The 18924-nt window shown below is 42.7% G+C and carries 17 protein-coding genes; 2 read left to right on the top strand and 15 right to left on the bottom strand.

Features of this window, described 5'->3' with window-relative positions; all coding sequences use genetic code 11:
* Nucleotide 1: 1 nt before the first annotated feature.
* From ACYX4N_RS16315 to ACYX4N_RS16245, 15 genes are all read right to left on the bottom strand, one after another.
* Nucleotides 2–2383, bottom strand: a complete 2382-nt coding sequence (locus tag ACYX4N_RS16315; RefSeq protein ID WP_476054751.1) for an FAD-dependent oxidoreductase — start codon at nucleotides 2381–2383, stop codon at nucleotides 2–4.
* Nucleotides 2377–3090 (bottom strand): SDR family oxidoreductase, encoded by a 714-nt coding sequence (locus tag ACYX4N_RS16310; protein WP_476054750.1) that lies wholly within the window; start codon nucleotides 3088–3090, stop codon nucleotides 2377–2379. The genes ACYX4N_RS16315 and ACYX4N_RS16310 overlap by 7 nt, the downstream gene beginning before the upstream one ends.
* 216 nt (nucleotides 3091–3306) lie before the next feature.
* Nucleotides 3307–4599, bottom strand: coding sequence for a hypothetical protein (locus ACYX4N_RS16305; RefSeq protein WP_476054749.1), 1293 nt, complete (start codon nucleotides 4597–4599; stop codon nucleotides 3307–3309).
* A gap of 83 nt (nucleotides 4600–4682) precedes the next feature.
* On the bottom strand, nucleotides 4683–5642 hold the full coding sequence (locus tag ACYX4N_RS16300) for a GDP-L-fucose synthase family protein (protein ID WP_476054748.1): 960 nt from the start codon (nucleotides 5640–5642) through the stop codon (nucleotides 4683–4685).
* Nucleotide 5643: 1 nt separating this feature from the next.
* Complete coding sequence (gmd, locus tag ACYX4N_RS16295; RefSeq protein ID WP_476054747.1) at nucleotides 5644–6771, bottom strand: GDP-mannose 4,6-dehydratase; 1128 nt, start codon at nucleotides 6769–6771, stop codon at nucleotides 5644–5646.
* Between the two features lie 100 nt (nucleotides 6772–6871).
* Nucleotides 6872–8044 carry a UDP-4-amino-4,6-dideoxy-N-acetyl-beta-L-altrosamine transaminase gene (gene pseC, locus ACYX4N_RS16290; RefSeq protein ID WP_476054746.1) on the bottom strand — a complete coding sequence of 391 codons (1173 nt, stop codon included), beginning with the start codon at nucleotides 8042–8044 and terminating at the stop codon, nucleotides 6872–6874.
* Nucleotides 8044–9042: a UDP-N-acetylglucosamine 4,6-dehydratase (inverting) gene (gene pseB, locus ACYX4N_RS16285; RefSeq protein ID WP_476054745.1), complete on the bottom strand. Its 999-nt coding sequence runs from the start codon at nucleotides 9040–9042 to the stop codon at nucleotides 8044–8046. Before pseB ends, pseC begins: the two co-directional genes overlap by 1 nt.
* A 211-nt stretch (nucleotides 9043–9253) precedes the next feature.
* Nucleotides 9254–9910, bottom strand: coding sequence for an HAD family hydrolase (locus tag ACYX4N_RS16280; protein ID WP_476054744.1), 657 nt, complete (start codon nucleotides 9908–9910; stop codon nucleotides 9254–9256).
* A complete protein-coding gene (locus ACYX4N_RS16275; protein WP_476054743.1) occupies nucleotides 9907–10857 on the bottom strand; it encodes an ATP-grasp domain-containing protein in 951 nt (316 codons plus the stop codon). The genes ACYX4N_RS16280 and ACYX4N_RS16275 overlap by 4 nt, the downstream gene beginning before the upstream one ends.
* Nucleotides 10858–10884: 27 nt before the next feature.
* Nucleotides 10885–11793 carry a LicD family protein gene (locus ACYX4N_RS16270; protein WP_474808232.1) on the bottom strand — a complete coding sequence of 303 codons (909 nt, stop codon included), beginning with the start codon at nucleotides 11791–11793 and terminating at the stop codon, nucleotides 10885–10887.
* Between the two features lies 1 nt (nucleotide 11794).
* Complete coding sequence (gene pseI, locus ACYX4N_RS16265; protein ID WP_474808230.1) at nucleotides 11795–12844, bottom strand: pseudaminic acid synthase; 1050 nt, start codon at nucleotides 12842–12844, stop codon at nucleotides 11795–11797.
* A 2-nt stretch (nucleotides 12845–12846) separates the two neighbouring features.
* A complete protein-coding gene (gene pseG / locus ACYX4N_RS16260) occupies nucleotides 12847–13929 on the bottom strand; it encodes a UDP-2,4-diacetamido-2,4,6-trideoxy-beta-L-altropyranose hydrolase (RefSeq protein ID WP_476054741.1) in 1083 nt (360 codons plus the stop codon).
* On the bottom strand, nucleotides 13926–14630 hold the full coding sequence (pseF, locus tag ACYX4N_RS16255) for a pseudaminic acid cytidylyltransferase (RefSeq protein ID WP_476054740.1): 705 nt from the start codon (nucleotides 14628–14630) through the stop codon (nucleotides 13926–13928). The genes pseG and pseF overlap by 4 nt, the downstream gene beginning before the upstream one ends.
* Nucleotides 14631–14652: 22 nt before the next feature.
* Nucleotides 14653–15747, bottom strand: coding sequence for a hypothetical protein (locus tag ACYX4N_RS16250; RefSeq protein ID WP_476054739.1), 1095 nt, complete (start codon nucleotides 15745–15747; stop codon nucleotides 14653–14655).
* A gap of 65 nt (nucleotides 15748–15812) precedes the next feature.
* Nucleotides 15813–16268, bottom strand: a complete 456-nt coding sequence (locus ACYX4N_RS16245) for an FAD synthase family protein (protein WP_071958753.1) — start codon at nucleotides 16266–16268, stop codon at nucleotides 15813–15815.
* A 174-nt stretch (nucleotides 16269–16442) separates the two neighbouring features.
* On the opposite strand from ACYX4N_RS16245, the gene ACYX4N_RS16240 reads away from it, so the two are divergent.
* Together ACYX4N_RS16240 and ACYX4N_RS16235 are read left to right on the top strand one after the other, a co-directional pair.
* Nucleotides 16443–17237, top strand: a complete 795-nt coding sequence (locus tag ACYX4N_RS16240; protein ID WP_476054738.1) for a flagellin — start codon at nucleotides 16443–16445, stop codon at nucleotides 17235–17237.
* A 163-nt stretch (nucleotides 17238–17400) separates the two neighbouring features.
* A complete protein-coding gene (locus ACYX4N_RS16235) occupies nucleotides 17401–18864 on the top strand; it encodes a sigma-54 dependent transcriptional regulator (protein ID WP_476054736.1) in 1464 nt (487 codons plus the stop codon).
* Nucleotides 18865–18924: the final 60 nt, after the last annotated feature.

Raw genomic sequence — 18924 nt, 5'->3', positions numbered from 1 at the left:
CCTAAGAGTTAATCAAATCCCATGTTATCGGCGTATCAGCTGCAATATCATCTTTAGCTATACTGCCCACCACTAAATCTTCGTACTTCGCATACAAGCCATAAGCAGGGCCTTTGTAAGTAATGTGCTCTGGTTTAATTTTTTCGCCTTTAGCAATGTCTACGCTCGAATACATGGTTTTTCTAAAACGTATGAGCGTGCTTATCTCGTTAGTTGAGGCTTGTTTGACACCGTCTCCCAAACACTCTTCAATTTGCCTAATGTTGAAAATCATGCGTTTTAATTCGTCAGGCTCTAAAGACAAAATGTGGTCTGGACCTTCCATTTTTTTGTCTAACGTAAAGTGTTTTTCTATGACGTCAGCACCTCGGCTAACCGCAGCTAAGCTAACCACATCACCAATGACGTGATCTGACAGTCCTACAGGCAGTTGGTTAAATGCTTGTTTCATTGTGTCAATAGCACGAATATTCATAGATGTAGGTGGGCAAGGGTATGATGACGTACATTGAAGCAGAATGACCTGTCGGTTCCCTGTGTAAGCAACCACTCGAAGTGCGTCTTCGACTTCAGACAGCGATGCCATTCCTGTAGAGAGAATGAGCGGTTTCCCAGTTAATGCGACTTTTTCAATTAAACGTAAGTTAACGAGATCAAAAGAGGCTATCTTGTAGCAATCTACGCCAAGCTCTTCTAGCTCATCGACGCTTTCATTGTCAAAAGGTGCTGAGAATAGTGTAATACCTTTCTCTTTAGCGTAACTAAACAGTTCTTTTGTTTGCGCAACTGAGAGCTCATTCTTTTTAAACATCTCATAATCGGTTTCTTGCGTGCTAAGTACTTTTTCTACGTAGCGAGATGTTTTTCCTTCGGAAGCTACGCGCAGATGGCTTTTATAGCTTTGCAATTTTACTGCGTTGGCTCCAGCATTAACCGCCTCATCTATCAAACGCTTGGCGATCTTCATACTTCCGTTGTGGTTCAAACCAATTTCAGCGATGACATATGCTGGATGATCTTGCCCAATATAATCCGTGTTTAGCAAAATACGCTTCTCGAAATTGAGTCTTGGTGCAGCTTTATCTATCTTGTTTATTTTGAACGTAGGACTTGTCAAGATCTCAGCCAAGTCTATAGCTTTGCTAAACAGAACCTGTAGATCAGAATAAGCATATTCGGCTAAGCTGCCAAGCGTGTACATGTTTTCGATTTCGTCAATGCTTGCTTTGGTCTTTGCAAGTTCGTTTTCATACCCTAGGAAAAACATAGGATACACTTCTGGAAGTTTTACGACTTTCGCATCGGCAATCAATGATTCGTCAGAAATCATGTCCAATGACATGAACTGCTCCTTAACCTCTTTAACTAAGGAAGACGGCTCCATACTGTCGATTTGATCACCTTGGCTGTAAGTTATTTCAAAACAAAGAATGGTAGATTCTAATTCAGGCTCTTTCACAAAAGAGTTTTGGTCAGAGATTCTATTGAAATGTATTTTAGGATCATCAATGTATACGAAATCTACGCCTTCTGGGAAAACATCAGCGTTTTTCACTGCTAGGTAAACTAACGTCACGCCGCGATATTTTAAATTCGTTGTTTTGCCCAAAAGATCGCAGGCGGTACAATAAGATGTGGTGTTAATTACAACATCGTTACTGTTTACGTTAATGTTGCTTTTATTGGTCGCAATCGTGCTTATGCGTTGATTCCTGAGTAATATCCTTTCAATTGCCTCGTTTAATCTGATAACACCGCCAAGTTGCAATACTTTATCTTTCAGATTCTCTAGAATTGTTCCACTGCCTTCGTTCCCCACAGCGCTCCATTGCCCTTCGAAAAAGGGACCAGATTCTTCCCGGATTTTTATGCGTTTAGGGGCCCAGTTTGCGTCAAGGTTTTTGACGGACATCCCCCACAGTTTTTCGGGATATTTAATGAAGAACATTTCTTGTAACGTTTCACCTGCCAGCGCCCTTATATATTCATAGTAGTTATTAGCACTAGCGACTTTTTCTGCGTCTACATTCTCGAGTTCATGTTTGATTTTCTCAGACAACGCTTTAGGAAGGCTATCAATAAATTCTTTATTGATAGGGTAGTCAAAAAACTGATTATCTTTTAAATTTTTAGACCAGTGGTGACGCTCGTAAAAAAGCTCCGGAAATTCCGCTTTCCAATATTCCTCAATGTCTTTATCTGGCGTGTGGTAAATATGTGGGCCTAGATCAATCTGTCGGCCTTGCCATGTAAGACTTTTAGCCAGCCCCCCAACAGACGCTGACTTTTCGATTAGGGTGACATGTTGACCTTTTTTCAACAATTCGTAGGCAAGACTAAGGCCCGTAACCCCAGCCCCTAAAATGTAATGTCGATTTACCATGCAGTAAACCCTCCATCTACGACAATGTTTTGCCCGTTGGTATAGTTGTTATTTTCATCAAATAAAAAGCTGATTGCGGCGTGCAAATCTTCAGGGCGCCCCATTCTTTCCATAGGCGTTTTTGCGGTATAGTTAGCTACAAAATCAGCGGTTTGTTGATTAAAAATACCCCCAGGAGATATACAATTTGTTTGAATGTTATATTTTCCGAAGTGTGCTGCCATATACTTGGATAATTGAATCACCCCGGCTTTGGTAACTGAATAGACTTCAGAGTTATTGCGCTTGCTTTCTCCGTATATCCGTTCGTCGCTGCTCACCACGCCGTATATAGAGCCGATGTTCACTATTTTCCCTTCTCGGCTTTTTTTCATTAATTTTACTGCCCCTTGAGACATTAAAAACGTGCCGAGCAGGTTTACCTCTACTACCGACATAAATTCATCAGCGGTTCTTTCTTCAAAAGGGGTGAATACAGCCGCTCCAGCGTTATTAATCAGTCCGTAAACTTCATCGAAGTCGCTGTAAAAATCTTTGACATCATTACTATTGGTTATATCAAGTCTAACCACGTCCAATGTCTGTGAGGCTTTTAAATTGTCGATGTTCTGGTCAACTGCGATCACTTTAAAACCTTGTCCTAATAGCAAGCTAATAAAACTTTGCCCTAGTTGACCATTAGCGCCGGTTAATATGACTTTTTTCAATTGAAAATCCTGTAACTTTCTTTAAGTATAAACTTCACATTCAACTTACTTATCCGCTATATGTTGAGAAACTTTAGTTAAATGTATAGGTAGCATTGATATGTCGCGTGACATTAACTGTATGATGAAGGTGTTTCTAATGAACGACCGTTGTTCTTAAAATCTTACAACTACATCAGCCATGTTCGACGTGTTTGGAAGATGTAAAAAGGTAATTTAATAAACAGACCATACTTTTATATCGTCGCGGATTTGCAAAATGTTGTCAGATATCTCTTTTTGATGAACAAAGGATGCAACTAAAATATGAGAAACAGAAGAGGTTGAGATGCTTTGAGGATCGCACACATTGACTCCGTTTAGTTCTTGTAAGCTTGCGTAGTTTTTATCAAAAATACACGCTGGTTTTAACCCAAAGTTTGAAAGCATGCTAAGTATCATCGCCCCTATTTTACCTGCGCCGTAAATTGCGAATTGGTCATCTTTAATATCATCAGGCAATGTAATCAAACTACTAAGCAGACTTTCCATTGCTTTACCTTTGAGAATACGCCTGTATTGATCCGCTTGATTAAGTTGGTAAACCGCGTTGTTCCACCCTAGTAACTCTGCAATTTCATGTGCAGGTTTTTTGTTGGCAAAACCGAGCTCATGTTCAGCCCACGCGGTATGTAAACCTGCCTCTTTTGGGTGTTCACAAAACATAAAGGGCATAGCTTTCTTAACTGGTGCTTCTTTTGAATTCTCAATAATGTAATCCCATAATTCAGGGTTTGCCTGTGCTTGAGGATCCTTGTCATAGTTTAGCTGTGTCAGGTCGCAAAACGTGCCAAAAAAGGACACTTTTGCTTTGCAGAAAGCAGCATAGGGTATATGGGAGCCTAAAATGTTAGAGGTCACATACTCGAAACTAGAAAAAAGCTTTTGTAAGCGAACTAGCGCGTTTGACTGATGGGCACTTGCGCCAATAACCATGGGGTAACCGTACTTTTTTAATAAGTCAGGCCAGATACCACGTTCAAAACAAGAGTGGTGTATACAAAACACCACTGAATCGAAATCATGTCGTATACGTTCAATTTCTAATAAGTAATCTTCTTCATTACCAATAGCAGGAATATAAGGCAAAGTGTGCGGCGGCATCACTAACAATGTATTGGGTTTTCTCAAAGATTCATCAATCGCATCGGCATAGATGAAAGGCATTCCAACGGCTTTTGCTTGAATGTTATGAGACTTGAGAAAATCGGCGTCCTCTTTTTGTGTCAGCAAATACTGAGATTCTTGTTTACCCCACACAGTTAACTGTGAAACAAATTTCGCGGGATAATGCATCCATCCATGTCGCCAGCCACTCTTACTGAAAGGCGCTCGCGGCAAACCAAGTTGGCGTGCGATATTAAGTGAGGCCCCGTAATAGTCTGCTTCGCCAAACAATATTGTCTCATCGTAATATTCTGGCTGAGGGATATTCGCTAATATAGACTGTGTAACACTATTACTGTTCATGCTTTTATATTCTGATGCTATTTATAAAACGTGTTTCAATTGACAAACTTAACTGGATTGACGCAATCATCCGTAAAATAGTACTAGGCTTCACTTAGATGTTTGCAGTACCAATTCCAAACCTTTTGTAGACCGTCCTTAAGTTTGTAGTCAGCTTGCCATCCTAGCGCCTGCATTTTAGTAACATCAAGACGCTTCACAGGTGTCCCTTCAGGCTTATTCTCATCAAATGAAAGTTGACCTTGATAGCCGGTACTTATTTTTATCATCTCAGCCAGCTCTTTAATCGAACAGTCGCTGCCAGTACCAATATTTATATGCGAGCAATGCGCGTCTACAATAGCCCAGAATGCGTCTTCGTCATTGGCCATCAAAAACTTACATGCAGAGGCAAGGTCGTCCACGTGGAGAAATTCTCGTCTCGCTTGACCACTGCCCCAAATCTCAACCTCAGAAGTGTTATTTTTCAATGCTTGGTGAAACTTATAAAACAAAGCTGGGATCACGTGTCCGTTTTGTGGGTCAAAATTATCATAAGGCCCATAGAGATTCGTTGGCATGACAGAACGGTAATCCCTACCATATTGACGCCTATACGCTTCGCATAGCTTAATACCTGCTATTTTGGCGACAGCGTAAGACTCATTGGTGGGTTCTAGTTGACCGGTTAATAATGCTTCTTCACGAATTGGCTGATTGGCAAATTTTGGATAAATGCAGCTTGAGCCGAGAAACAATAACTTTTGAACTCCGCTACGATGAGCAGCATGAATAACATTCGATTGAATCATCAAATTTTGGTGAATGAATTCACCAGTTAACGCATTGTTGGCGTATATCCCTCCTACTTTAGCCGCAGCCAAATAGACTTCGTCAATGTGATTTTGGTCGAAAAATCTTTCAACATCTGCTTGAACAGTGAGGTCTAATTCAGCTTTAGCTTTAGTTATTAGGTTAACGTCGTCATCGCCTTCAAATGCTCTGCAAAGCGCGCGTCCTACCATCCCGCGATGTCCGGCGATAAAGATGTTTTTCATAGCCATTTTATTCTTCCCTTAAGGCATCGTAGGTAAAACCATTGAGCTTTAAAAACGCTTGGCGCTTAGCTTCAACGAGATCATATTGCGTCATTTCTTTGCATAATTCTTTTGCATCAGTCTCAGGTTCCCACCCAAGTTTTTCTCGCGCTTTGCTTGCGTCACCGAGTAATGTTTCTACTTCAGCTGGTCTAAAATACTTAGGGTTTATTTTCATTATGACGTCGCCGATGTTTACAGCTGGTGCATCGTTTCCTTTTACTTGCGTTACAACTGCAATTTCATCTACGCCTTTCCCTTCAAACGTTATCGTTATACCAAGCTCATTAGCTGTCCATTGAATAAAATCCCGCACAGTATATTGATGACCAGTTGCAATGACGAAGTCTTCTGGCTGTGATTGTTGAAGCATTAACCATTGCATATACACATAGTCTTTTGCATGGCCCCAGTCTCGCAGCGCGTCAATATTTCCCATGTAAAGGCACGTTTCTAAACCTTGTGCTATATTCGCGAGTCCTCGTGTAACTTTTCGTGTCACAAATGTTTCTCCGCGTCGAGGTGACTCATGATTGAAGAGTATTCCGTTGCAGGCGTAAATGCCATACGACTCTCGATAATTCACGGTTATCCAATAAGCGTAAAGTTTTGCAACAGCATAAGGAGAGCGGGGATAGAACGGCGTACTTTCCTTTTGAGGCGACTCTTGAACCAATCCATAAAGTTCAGAAGTAGACGCTTGATAAAATCTTGTTTTCTTTTCTAATCCCAACAGCCTTATAGCTTCTAACAGCCTTAGAGCTCCTAATGCATCCACGTCTGCTGTGTATTCTGGAGACTCGAAGCTCACAGCTACATGGCTTTGAGCCCCCAAGTTGTAAATTTCATCTGGCTGAATTTGTTGAATCAATCGAACAAGGTTAGAGCTGTCACTCAAATCACCGTAGTGAAGAATGAAGTTTCTGTTTTTGGTATGAGGATCTTGGTAAATATGATCTACTCGTTGAGTATTGAAAAGTGATGAACGGCGCTTAATACCGTGCACTTCATATCCTTTTTCAAGGAGTAATTCAGCAAGGTAGGAGCCATCTTGACCAGTGACGCCGGTAATTAATGCTACTTTTTGTGACTTCACCTTGAAACCTCTTCAAAGCTCATAGAAAGTTTCCTTTCAGTTAAAATTTTTCATAGTCGAAAATGCGCTAGCTTCGATACAAAATTACATACTTGAGCGATTATCGTATGCTATTGAGCTCTACTAGCTTAGATACTGTGTCGGCAATATACGTCAAATCGTCAACAGATAATTGCGGGAAGAGTGGCAGCGAAATAGCTTGATGATAATACGTCTCTGCATTAGGAAAGTCTCCCCAGTTAAATCCTAATTCTCTGTAGAAGGGTTGAGTGTGAATGGGAATGTAATGTACATGAGCGAAAATCCCGGCGGACCTAAGCTTAAATACAAGTATTTCGTGCTCAGATTCGTTTATGTTGAGTACTCGGATTACGTAGAGGTGATAGCTACTATAAGTCCCATCCTTTTGCGAAAGCGGTTGCACACGCTCTAGAGTAGCAAAAAGCTTGTCATAATGTGCAGCCAACGCATTCCGCTTTTCTAAAAAGCTCGGCAATTTTTTTAGCTGGCTTAAACCAAGCGCAGCTTCTACGTCAGTCATACGATAATTAAAGCCCAATGCTATTTGTTGATAATACCAAGGACCATGACTGTCCTCAGTCATCTTCTCTGGGTCATTGGTTATGCCGTGACTGCGCAACATACGCATCTTTTCAGCCCATTCACTGTTATTTGTAAGTGCCATTCCCCCCTCCATAGTGGTAATAATCTTTACAGGGTGGAAACTAAACACACAAATATCTGAGAATTCGCAGCTGCCTACGAATTTCTTCTGGTATTTTGCGCCTACTGCATGTGATGCATCTTCAATAACAAAGAAGCCATATTCCTTTGAAAGTGCACGAATTTCTTTCATATCGCAGGGCTGACCAGCAAAATGAACGGGAATAACCACCTTTGGTAAGGCGTTGGTGGATTCAGCTAGGGCAAGTTTGTTTCGTAAAGCATCAACGCACATGTTGCCGGTGTGAAGGTCAATATCTACGAAATCGACCTTGGCACCACAGTAGAGCGCGCAGTTTGACGAAGCAACAAATGAGTTCGGAGATGTCCATACTCTATCGCCTTCACTCACACCTAGTGCAAGGCAAGCAATGTGTAGAGCAGACGTAGCGCTATTAACTGCAATCCCGAAATTAGCGCCACAATAATCAGCAAGAGCGGTTTCAAATTTAGGAATAGCCGGGCCTTGCGTTAACCAATTTGATGTTAAGGTTTCGACAACGGCTTTTACATCATCTTCATCTAGGTGTTGTCGCCCATAAGGAATCACTATTGAGCTTCCTCATTGAACTTCTTTATTTCTTCAATACTAAGGAAATGTTCGTTAGTGTCTGAAACGTACTCGAAACCCGACTCTACAAGTTTTCCCTGTTCGCTAAGTGCGTTGCTAGTAAAGTTATTACTTCGGTGGAAAAACTTAATAGCTGGGGCAATTACAAAGTGATCATCGAATTCAAATGTGTGCAGAGACATGTCGCCAGGGCACATCATTTCATGAAGCTTTTCACCTGAACGAATCCCTACATATTTGATTGGAATATCCGGTGCCATTGCAGTCGCGAGATCAGTAATTCGAATAGATGGGATTTTCGGTACGAAAATCTCACCACCTAACATGCGCTCAAAGTTTTTAAGCACAAAGTCGACGCCCTGTTGAAGAGTAATCCAAAAACGGGTCATGTCTTTGTGTGTAACAGGAATATGATCACTGTTTTCCGCTATCAACTTATTGAAAAAGGGCACAACAGAACCACGAGAACCCACTACATTGCCGTAACGAACTACAGAAAATCGAGATGCACCAGCGCCAACAATATTATTGGCTGCAACGAACAATTTATCTGAAGCTAATTTGGTAGCACCGTATAGATTAACCGGGTTGGCGGCTTTATCTGTAGACAACGCAATAACTTTTTCAACGTTATTATCAATGGCAGCGTTAATTACATTTTCGGCACCATCGATATTCGTACGAATACATTCGGTAGGGTTGTATTCAGCGGCAGGGACTTGCTTCATCGCCGCTGCGTGTATTACAAAGTCAACACCTTGCATGGCGCGATTAAGTCGTTCTCTATCACGAACATCGCCAATAAAATATCTCATGCACGGCGCGTTAAATTTTTGCTGCATTTCGAACTGTTTGAGTTCGTCGCGTGAGTAGATGATTAAGCGCTTTGGGTTGTATCTCGCTAACAAAGTCTCAGTGTACTTATGGCCAAATGAACCCGTTCCACCTGTTATGAGAATCGATTTTCCATCGAACATAGCTTGCTCGCTGTTTTTATGGTTATAAACACAATATATCATGTGTCGGCATTTTTGCCATAAAGCTTTAGAATCTATGCGCTTAGGTGAGGATTATTAGTCCTAAAGGTGTAGATTTCTTCGTGTTTAGGTAGAACTTGTTGTTTATCAGTAGGTAGGTTAAGCATTGATTTTATTTTATTAAGTATGCTGGGATGCTGCCTAATAAGGCTCAAAGCCTGAGGGCTGGAAGTTCATTCAGATTTTGTATTGTAAACTTTGCATCGAAACCTGGCTTGGCAAGTGCTGTTTTGTGAACCCCAGTTAGCACTCGAACGGTCGGCATTCCAAGTTTATTTAAATTAACGAAGTCTTTTGCGGGGTTGTCACCAATGTAAACCATTTCGTGCCACTGACATTGCTCTGCTTGTTTAATCTTTTCAAAGCAGTAAGTAGAAGGTTTAGCATGTTTCACTCCGAAGCGGTGAGTGACAAACACGCGCTTGAAGTAGTGCGCTATGTTGAGTGCTTCCACTTTCTTACTTTGTACCACTTTATTTCCGTCAGTTACGAGGTAAAGCGGTTTGGGCAAACGTTCTAGCAACGTTAGGTGATTGTCGGGCAAAGTCAAAGTGGGCTGGTGTAAGCGATATGCTGAAACGCAGGCACGTACATTCCGCTTATTGACTGCTATGCCGTGGTTAGCTAAGTAATCATTGAAAATTCGGCCACGACCATTTCGATCAAGCAGAGTAACTAATTCTTGAAAGCCACTTCGCTTATCAACATTCCAGCTTTTTTCCACATATGAGGCAACGGCTGCAAGGCCGGACTCTACGTATTGGCGCTCATCATAAAGGGTATCATCTAGGTCGAAGATATAAATCATAGGTAATAGTCGGTAGCAGCTCTAATCTGCGTTATTTTATGGGATGCGAGATCTACCGGCAACGAGTCAATATCTTCGCCTATACTCTCGCACAAGCTCCAATAAAGACTATCAACACCCGCCTTGATACCTAACGTTGAAGCGCCTCCAAATCGCGAATTACATTCAATGATGTGAAGTACTCCATCATTTATGATGCCTTGTAATACAACGGGGCCAGACAGCGCTAGTTTGGAAAGTGTCTGTGTCACCTGTGCTGTAAAAAGGCAATTCGGTAAAGTATAGGTAATTTGGGATTCACCATTAACAACTAGGTCTCGCACTCGGCACACCGCCGCTTTAACCAAATGGTCCTTTGTTAGCCAAGCGTCTACGCTAATTTCTTGACCTGCTTTGTATAATTGAAAAATAGGGGAGGATAGACCTTTGGCGTGCTGCACTGCGTCGTCTTCGTTTAGATTAAGGCCAACAGCTTTACTACCCGCACCAAAACGTTCTTTGACCACATAGTGCAATGGCGGAGTGCCCTGAATAACCGTTTTCACCTCTTCGATGCTTTCAAATGAAGGGATGATAAAAGGAATACTGCATTGGCCGAATCTTAATTTATCCAAACAAAGCTCTATTGCATTTTCATCAGAAACAAGTACGTGAATGTTAGCGCTTTTTAGGTCGTTTTTTAGCCTTGCCCAAAAAAGCAGTTCGCCGTCTCTACTTGGGAGAATATGAGTAATTCTTCGATGCTTGAGCTGGGCAATAATCTCATCTACGTTGTCTTGATTTGTGGGTGGCATTTGCCAAAATACATCGCAAAAGTGCCGTGTAAGTACTTGGCTACTTAAATCGCCTGCCGTAACTATGCCCTTCTTATCGATACGCTTGACGGCACATTGAAGCTCTTTTAATAGTGGAACTTTATTGCTGGCGCTTGAAAGTAATACGTTCACGTTAATTTGACACCTTAGTATAAACGCTCATTGAGAAAGCGTGCGTTTTTGCACGCTTATACCTGTTCTAGGTGCTGACATCGATGCTCTTCTATTTTCGTATTCCGTAATTTGTGTCGTTTTTTTGGGCGTTTGCCAATGTCCGTACATAAATGTGAGAAAGCCTTCTGCATCGAATGGGGCAAGAAAGGTTTCACCTAAAAACTCGATTGGCTCGTAGCTGTCGAAATGTTTAGCGGGGGCAAAAAACAGCCCGCCCGAGGACAAGAGCTCAGATAGACCACTTATCGACTCTCTGCGCTGTATGCTTATATCAAAAGGGACTAATTGGGTGTGTGATGAATTGCTAAACTCTAGGTTGATACAACAGTCTATATCGTTGACCGTGATGATGACGATGTTCCACTTTATGTCATAGTTTGTGTTTAATAATTTATAAAGCTCAGGTAGCGATGCCTGTAACCTTTCGTAATTGTCTTTATCTACAGCTAAATCTATATCGTCATCCCAAGGAATGAGCCCTTTATTTCTCACAGCACCTAGCAAAGTTCCAGAATCTAGACACGCTGAAATGTTGTGGGAAACGAAGTATTGATTTAGCGTACGCATTACGGACTGGGCAAAGGCTAACGTTTCATGGTCTTCGAAAGGCAGGGCAGCTTTTACCGACTGCTTAGTCGGTACAATGATATTCGACTCATCAATACCCATTTCTTCGGTAAGTTGGGAATAGATTTGATCAACCCACTGACTGGTGATAATTATGCTGTCGACATCGTGAGTATTGATATCTGCGGGTGCAATGATGGGATAACCCATAAAACGAGTTCCGTGTTTCGCACTATCGTTATCCGTGAATGCCACGACTTCTATATCTGGGTGATTAGAAATGTAGTTTTCTCCGGCCTTACTAGCACCGAACAGAATGGCTCTCATCTCACAGTAGCTCCCAACTCATAGGGGTACCTTTTGGTGCGTCGCGCTTGATTTGCTTCCCAAGCAAAAGGGGAAGGTATTTGGGAGGCAACCCAAGCCCTGGGCGAACAGAGCGTAAATTCTCCGCATTTAATGTATCGCCGGCTTTCATATCGTTGGCAATGTATAAAGAGCGTCGGTGTACCAACGAGGCCTTTTCTCGCTCGGTGGCGCCATAACTCACCTTGCCAATTGCTACCGCTGCCCGCGCCGTTTCCTCAACAAGCAGCTTAATTTCATGGGGTTCAAGAGAAAATTCTGCATCTACCTCTCCACCGCTTCTGTCTAAAACAAAATGCTTTTCAATTACTGTTGCGCCAAGTGCCACCGCGGCGACAGCTACCCCCACCCCCGGTGTATGGTCGGAAAGTCCAACTTGACAGTCGAAAAGTTCGCTCAAATGAGGAATTGTCTTTAAGTTGGCGTCTACCGGGTTTGCTGGGTAATTACTGGTGCACTTGAGTAATATGATGTCATCACACCCATTGGAACGGAGTACTTCAACAGACTCGGCTATTTCTGCTTGGCTAGCCATGCCTGTAGAGACAATAACGGGTTTCCCTGTCTTTGCTACAGCCGCTAGGATAGCGTGGTCAGTATTTTCAAAAGACGCTACTTTGTAGCAAGGTGGATTCAATGTTTCTAGGAAGTCGACAGCGGTTAAATCGAAGGGCGTGCTAAATGCCAATAGGCCTTTCTCTTTGGCATAGTCGAATAGCTCCTTGTGCCATTCCCAAGGCGTCATCGCCTCTTTGTAGAGGTTATACAAAGAGTTTCCTTTCCAAAGGCTACTTGGGTCTTCAATAAAAAATTCGCCTTCATGACAATCCAAAGTGATCGTGTCTGGCGTATAGGTTTGCAATTTTATGGCATGTGCGCCAGCGTCTGCAGCTGCATCAATGAGTCGGTAGGCTTTTTCCAATGATTGTCCATGATTTCCAGACATTTCTGCGATGATAAAGGGAGCGAGACCCGGACCAATTTGAATATCACCGATTGTGATTGGTTTCATGACTACCTCGTAACAATGTTCAATATAGTATCCATTACAAAAGATGGATTTTTGTTTGCGCTCACCAAAGATACCGCGTTGTTTGCTAGTTTACGCATTTCTTGCGGCGAATTTATCGCAAATTCAACGGCCTTGCTAATATCTTCGTTAGTGACCTCGTCACATGCTCCTAGCCACAAACAGCAATGCCGTTCGTGCAGGCACCGCGTTGTTTCAACTTGATTATCAGCCAATGTAATAATTATGCCTGCTACCCCCGATGCTGCGCGCTCCCAGTGCATCGAACCTCCAGCGCCAAGCATTGTATTGGCCGCTTTCATAAGCTCGGATATGTGACCGCAAGCGACGTGAAGCTTCGCGTTCGGTAGGCAATTAACTTTTGCTTTAAGCGCATTAACGCCGGAATAAGCCGCTCCGACAACAATATCGGCAGAAAAAGTTAAAGACTTTAATTCAATTAAAGCATCAACAACGCGCTCCGTTAAATTTATAGGATCGCTGCCGCCAAAGCAGACCAGAATATGGCTGTCATTTCTAGGCATTGGTGTTGAGCCGTAAAACTCATTTCTCAAAATAGCGAACTCGGGTCCTAAGAGTTTTTGGCAATGAGGAGGGACAAGCTGATCGTATCGGAATTCAAAGTCCTCAAAGAGATTTTGGTCCAACATCACGTCACAGTCGTGTTGGCGGTTTGCTAAATCGTCAATGACAACAATATGTGTGCAGCGACTGCGCATCACTTTACTAAACGAAGCTGATAGCTGATAGTGGTCGACTATAAGCATGTCGATAGGCTCATCGTTAATATCGTCAAGAAGCGCTATACAGTGAGCAGCATGAGAGGCTTGTTCTACTTCATTTAAGACCGCCGAAGCATTACCTTCCCGTTCGCCTTTATGAAGCGGTGGCGCGTTCAATAATGTAATTCCAGCACGCTGTATCTGTTGTTGTAAAGTTAAAGGCAGCGCGCAACACAGAAATGTTATGCTGTGTACGGGAAGTAATTGTGTGGCCAAGGTTAAGCAACGCATAACGTGGCCGAGTCCTATTTGGGCCGTACCATCGACCCTAAAAACAATCCTCACTTTACGTTTTCGCTCTGCAAAAGCTTGTAAAGCAGTTCAGCTCTAACCCAATCTTCAGGTGTATCAATGTCTTGCACTAAGTGGTCTGGCATTACTACCATTTTAGAGTTGGCACCGAAAATACGTTTGGTAGTATCAAGCCAGGTTTTGTGATGGCCCCAATACAACTGTCCTGCATCATGAAAGGCTGGTGGTAAATCCTGTGAGCGCTGAGTAATACCAAACTCGTCAAAAGGTTTTACGCCGCCATTTTCGGTTTGTAATATCGCCCGTTGAATTGGAAATGAGAATCTTGCCGCTGTAAATACGTAGTCTGTATTGTCAGCGTTCATTAGCATTTCATAGCAAGAATTAATTAATGATGTGGTCAGAAGAGGCGATGTTGCATAAACACAGGCGCAATAGTTTATATCCCAGCCTTTTTCTAACAGGGAGCTCAATGCATTGCGAACCACAGGACTAGTGCCTGTGTAATCGTCTGCCAATTCTGCAGGTCTCATGAATGGCACTTCAGCACCATAATTTCTTGCGACGTTTGCAATTGATTCATCATCTGTTGAAACCACGACTTTGTCTACGTAGGGGCTTGCCAACGCATTTTCTATTGCATGGGCAATCATAGGTTTACCGCAAAACGGTTTTATATTTTTTTTAGGAATGCGTTTGCTTCCGCCCCTTGCGGGGATTATGGCTACGTTCATTTCTTTTTCCAATCGTCGAATGTTATTTGGTGTCGGTTAATAACGCAGATAGTCTCTGTGACCACGTATGGTGGTCTAGGACTTCTTGCTTTCCTTTGGTAAGTAACTGAATGTAAGAATCCTCTTTGTTCAACGCATCATAATCGGCAAAATCAATAACCCCTTTGTTTCTCATCGCGCTTAGTACATGAGGATATTTCCATACGACAACGGGAGTCCCACATACAAGCGGGTATACAATACGTTCATGCAATCCTTCCTCGAAACCTGGAGATTGGTGTAAAACCCACCGGGATAAAGACATTTCTTTGAGTAAATCTGAGAAATTGATGGCTTCGTTATAGTCGTGATAATCAGTGAGTGCCCTAAATTTTAGCGAATCACGACCTACTACATTTAGTTTTATTTTTCGTGATGCGCAATAAAGCAAGCACCGTTCTCGTTCACGTGCTCGAAGAAATCGATCAACCAATACGGTAATTCGGCGTATATTTTCGTCAAATTTAGTCCTCGCTGGCGATGTTTCAGTCGGCACAACGCCAATCACTCGTAAAAAGTCTGTTACGGAATTTGATGCATCGATCCCTTCGCCTAATTGCTCCCAGACGGGAGTTAATGCACTTTTTGCGCTTTCACTGCTCATAAAAGATATCGGGAAAAGAATATTTTCGTTTTTATTGTCTATCTCTGGCGCGGGATAACACTTCTTGCTGTCCATTACTGCATGGGGAAAGTAGGATGCCTTGTGTCCAAATTGCCGCATAAGTGCCACGTGCTCTTCTGCTACACATAGCACGGTAACTGGATGTCCATAAAAGCGAGGAATAACGTGAATTGGATTGTCTACACAATAAACGTAGACAGGCTTTAACTTTGCAAATGCAAGCGTGTTGAAAGAATCCGTTATTTTGCCTAAGCCGTTACCATTAAAACTAAATATGTGATCATACGCTTCTATGGGGGCTAATTTTACGAACCCTTTAGCAATTGTATCTGGATTATCGCAATAAAGAATATCGACGGCGTAACCCATGTTTTCTAGGGCGAGTTTAATACCACTAAAAAAATGCGAAACCACTGAATATTGGTTTTGGGTTAGAAGTATTAAGCTTCGCATTGTGCTTTTCCTTTGTAGATTTTATGTCCGTTTGAATAACAATATTGGAGCATTAATTACAGGTGCTAAAGTCTTTGTACTAATGTGCGTAAATGCTCTGTCAAACTCTGCACTTCGCGAATTTTCTCATTTTGAATTTCGCTGATAACGGTTTTAAGTTCAGTGGTTGAAACATCTTGTGTACGGGGTAAATACACAACTTTAACGATATCTTGTAGGTCATCGAACTTGCCAATCCAGTCATCACCCATTGCAAATATATCAGCACCTTCTCGTTCAAGGTCTTCCCGCTTTTGTTCCCAGCAGTTTTCTTGAAAGACGTCGTCAACATAACGACAGGAGAGCAAAATTTCCTTTCTGTCTTCATAAGGTATGACTACGTTTTTACCTTTTACCGTATTGAATTCATCAGAGGACAAGCCAACCACTAGTCTATCGCCTAAGCTGTGTAATCGCTTTAAAAGCCTAACATGCCCTATATGGAAAAGATCAAAGGTGCCGTACGTCACCACAGTAGTCATAGCATTAATCCCTGAAAATAAACAAATTGTACACTCATAACTTATCGGCAAGTCAAACTATTCCATGAGCGTATAGAGTTGAGGTTGAACGTATCGACTGTTATACAAATGGCTGACTACATTTTGCTCAGCTTTCTGCTACACTTAGTGTGTTACAAATTTTAGGAAATTGTCATGCAAGTTAATAGCTCAACGACCTCACTTCTCAGCCAAGTACAAGAGAAGCAAGAATCCTTGATGGAGAAGCTTGCCAGCGGTAAAAAAGTTAACAATGCATCTGACGGCGCAGCAGCCCAACAAATTATCGATAGGCTGACCTCGGAAGTAGAGGGAAATCGTCAATCATTAAACAACGTCTACGATGGCATCTCTGTCGCGCAGGTGGCAGAAGGCGGACTCGGAAGCATAAACGACGACGTCAACCGTATTCGCGAGCTTACTTTGCAGTCTGGTAATGGTGTGCTTAGCAGTGGCGATCGCCGTGCTATTCAGTCTGAAATAACCCAGCTACAAGAAAATATCTCGCAAACTATCGAGCAAACAAATTTTGCTGGCAAGCCGTTATTATCTGAAAATGGCTCACTTGAATTTCAGTCAGGTTCTAGCCCTGGTCAATCAATTAGCGTTAACACGCAGGATGTTGCGGCGCAGCTAAACGATGTTCTATCTATCGATATTACGTCAGGCACTAGTATTGAAGATGCGCTAGGGGCAGCAGACGCGGCTATAGAAACTCTCGGCAGTGCGCGGGGCGATTTAGGCGCAACGCAAAATCGCTTTGAAAGTGCAGCCCGTTCTCTTACTCAGTCGAACATTAATACTGCAGAGGCAAGAAGCCGAATCCAAGATTTAGATTTTGCTCAAGCAGCATCAGAGCGCGCATCTAACGATGTTTTGGGGCAAGCAGCCCTTACTGTTCAAGCGCAAGCTAACCAGCAGCAAAGCCAAGTTTTATCGTTATTAAGCTAGACTAGATGGTGTAGCTTAGGCTAAATTTAATCGAAAGAAGCAGGGTAACCTGCTTTTTTTATTGATACATTTCCCAAAACAGCGGTTGCGCTCCGATCTTTTGTCGTTACAATTTAGAAATGCGCTAAACTGTAAATAATAACAAAGCGTTCTCGGGGAATTGATGAAGAACATTTTGCTGATTAGTGATAATCAGGAACTTATTCAAAACTTGGAAACTATCGTTACCTTCATGGGAGAGTCGTGCCAGTCACGAGGCTTCAGTGAATGCGAGCGATACCTCCATGAAAGTGGTGCAGACGCTGTGCTTATTGAGCACCGCTCGCCCACTGCCGTAAGTAATCTGGTAGAAAAGTTTCCACACATACCGTTTGTCGCTTTAGTTGAAAGTAATACACAGGCGTCTGCAAGCTGTAATCTGGTTAGTGTTATTGCAACACCGTTAACGTACCCTGTTTTAACGCAGGCTATACATCGTTGCCAAGAATACTCTCGACGTAAACCAGGCTTATCTCGAGCGGCAGGTACAAAAACGCGGTTATTTAGAAGCCTAATTGGTAAAAGTGAGCAAATCCAAATTGTGCGGCGCTTAGTTGAGCAAGTCGCGCCTACCGATGCCACCGTGTTGATTTTAGGTGAGTCTGGTACGGGTAAAGAAGTGGTTGCGCGCAATGTTCACTTCTTATCTGAACGTAAAGACGGTCCATTCATTCCAGTAAATTGCGGCGCTATTCCAGGCGAGCTTTTAGAGAGCGAATTGTTTGGTCACGAGAAAGGCGCTTTCACAGGCGCTATCAGTGCACGTAAAGGGCGCTTCGAGTTAGCTGAGGGCGGCACATTATTCCTCGACGAAATCGGTGATATGCCGCTTCAAATGCAGGTTAAGTTATTACGTGTGTTGCAAGAACGTATGTTTGAACGCGTAGGCGGGAATAAGCCCCTTCAATGCAACGTGCGCATAATTGCGGCAACGCACCGCAACTTGGAAACCATGATCAGCGAAGACAAGTTTCGAGAAGATTTGTACTACCGACTCAACGTTTTCCCAATCGACAGCCCTGCGCTTAGACAAAGAAAAGACGATATTCCCTTATTGCTTCAGGAATTGAATAGCCGAATTCAAGGGGATGGCGTTGAAAGCGTGCGTTTTACCGAGCAAGCCATTGCGTCGCTAATGGAGCATGAGTGGGCGGGGAACGTTCGTGAACTCTCAAATTTAGTTGAGCGATTAACAATTCTTTACCCTGGGCAGATTGTTGATATTGCTGATTTACCGGAAAAGTATCAGTACGGTGATGTTCAGGCTTACGAACCAGACTATCCAGAAGAAATGCTTGAGCGTGAGGCCTTTAATGAACTATTTGCCGAGGCTGCAGCGCAAGAGCCAGAAGAAGACGTTAGCGAGCAGAGTCACGACGGCCTAAACGGTATGGTGTCCTCCTCGTTACCTGCAGAAGGTGTTAACCTCAAAGAGTACCTTTCTGAGCTTGAAGTGAATCTCATAAAACAAGCCCTGGAAAACCAAGATTGGGTGGTAGCACGTGCCGCCGACAAGCTTGGAATGCGCAGAACCACGCTCGTTGAAAAAATGCGGAAATACGATATCCAGCGTACTGAAGAAGCGTAATGTCAGCTAATTGACGTTATGCTTTTCTTTGGAAATACCATCTATCCTACTGATAAATAA

Source organism: Alteromonas sp. ABH4_452 (genome assembly GCF_056311825.1).
Note: the sequence above shows the minus strand (reverse complement) of the source record. Positions and strands in the feature narration are given on the sequence as shown.

Bases quoted from the DNA above. Each gene is read 5' to 3' on its own strand.
- pseB (WP_476054745.1), bottom strand. From the start codon at position 9,042: ATGTTCGATGGAAAATCGATTCTCATAACAGGTGGAACGGGTTCATTT.
- ACYX4N_RS16240 (WP_476054738.1), top strand. From the start codon at position 16,443: ATGCAAGTTAATAGCTCAACGACCTCACTTCTCAGCCAAGTACAAGAG.
- ACYX4N_RS16250 (WP_476054739.1), bottom strand. From the start codon at position 15,747: ATGCGAAGCTTAATACTTCTAACCCAAAACCAATATTCAGTGGTTTCG.
- ACYX4N_RS16280 (WP_476054744.1), bottom strand. From the start codon at position 9,910: ATGATTTATATCTTCGACCTAGATGATACCCTTTATGATGAGCGCCAA.
- ACYX4N_RS16270 (WP_474808232.1), bottom strand. From the start codon at position 11,793: ATGAGAGCCATTCTGTTCGGTGCTAGTAAGGCCGGAGAAAACTACATT.
- ACYX4N_RS16300 (WP_476054748.1), bottom strand. From the start codon at position 5,642: ATGGCTATGAAAAACATCTTTATCGCCGGACATCGCGGGATGGTAGGA.
- pseF (WP_476054740.1), bottom strand. From the start codon at position 14,630: ATGAACGTAGCCATAATCCCCGCAAGGGGCGGAAGCAAACGCATTCCT.
- ACYX4N_RS16305 (WP_476054749.1), bottom strand. From the start codon at position 4,599: ATGAACAGTAATAGTGTTACACAGTCTATATTAGCGAATATCCCTCAG.
- ACYX4N_RS16315 (WP_476054751.1), bottom strand. From the start codon at position 2,383: ATGGTAAATCGACATTACATTTTAGGGGCTGGGGTTACGGGCCTTAGT.
- ACYX4N_RS16245 (WP_071958753.1), bottom strand. From the start codon at position 16,268: ATGACTACTGTGGTGACGTACGGCACCTTTGATCTTTTCCATATAGGG.
- pseI (WP_474808230.1), bottom strand. From the start codon at position 12,844: ATGAAACCAATCACAATCGGTGATATTCAAATTGGTCCGGGTCTCGCT.
- ACYX4N_RS16235 (WP_476054736.1), top strand. From the start codon at position 17,401: ATGAAGAACATTTTGCTGATTAGTGATAATCAGGAACTTATTCAAAAC.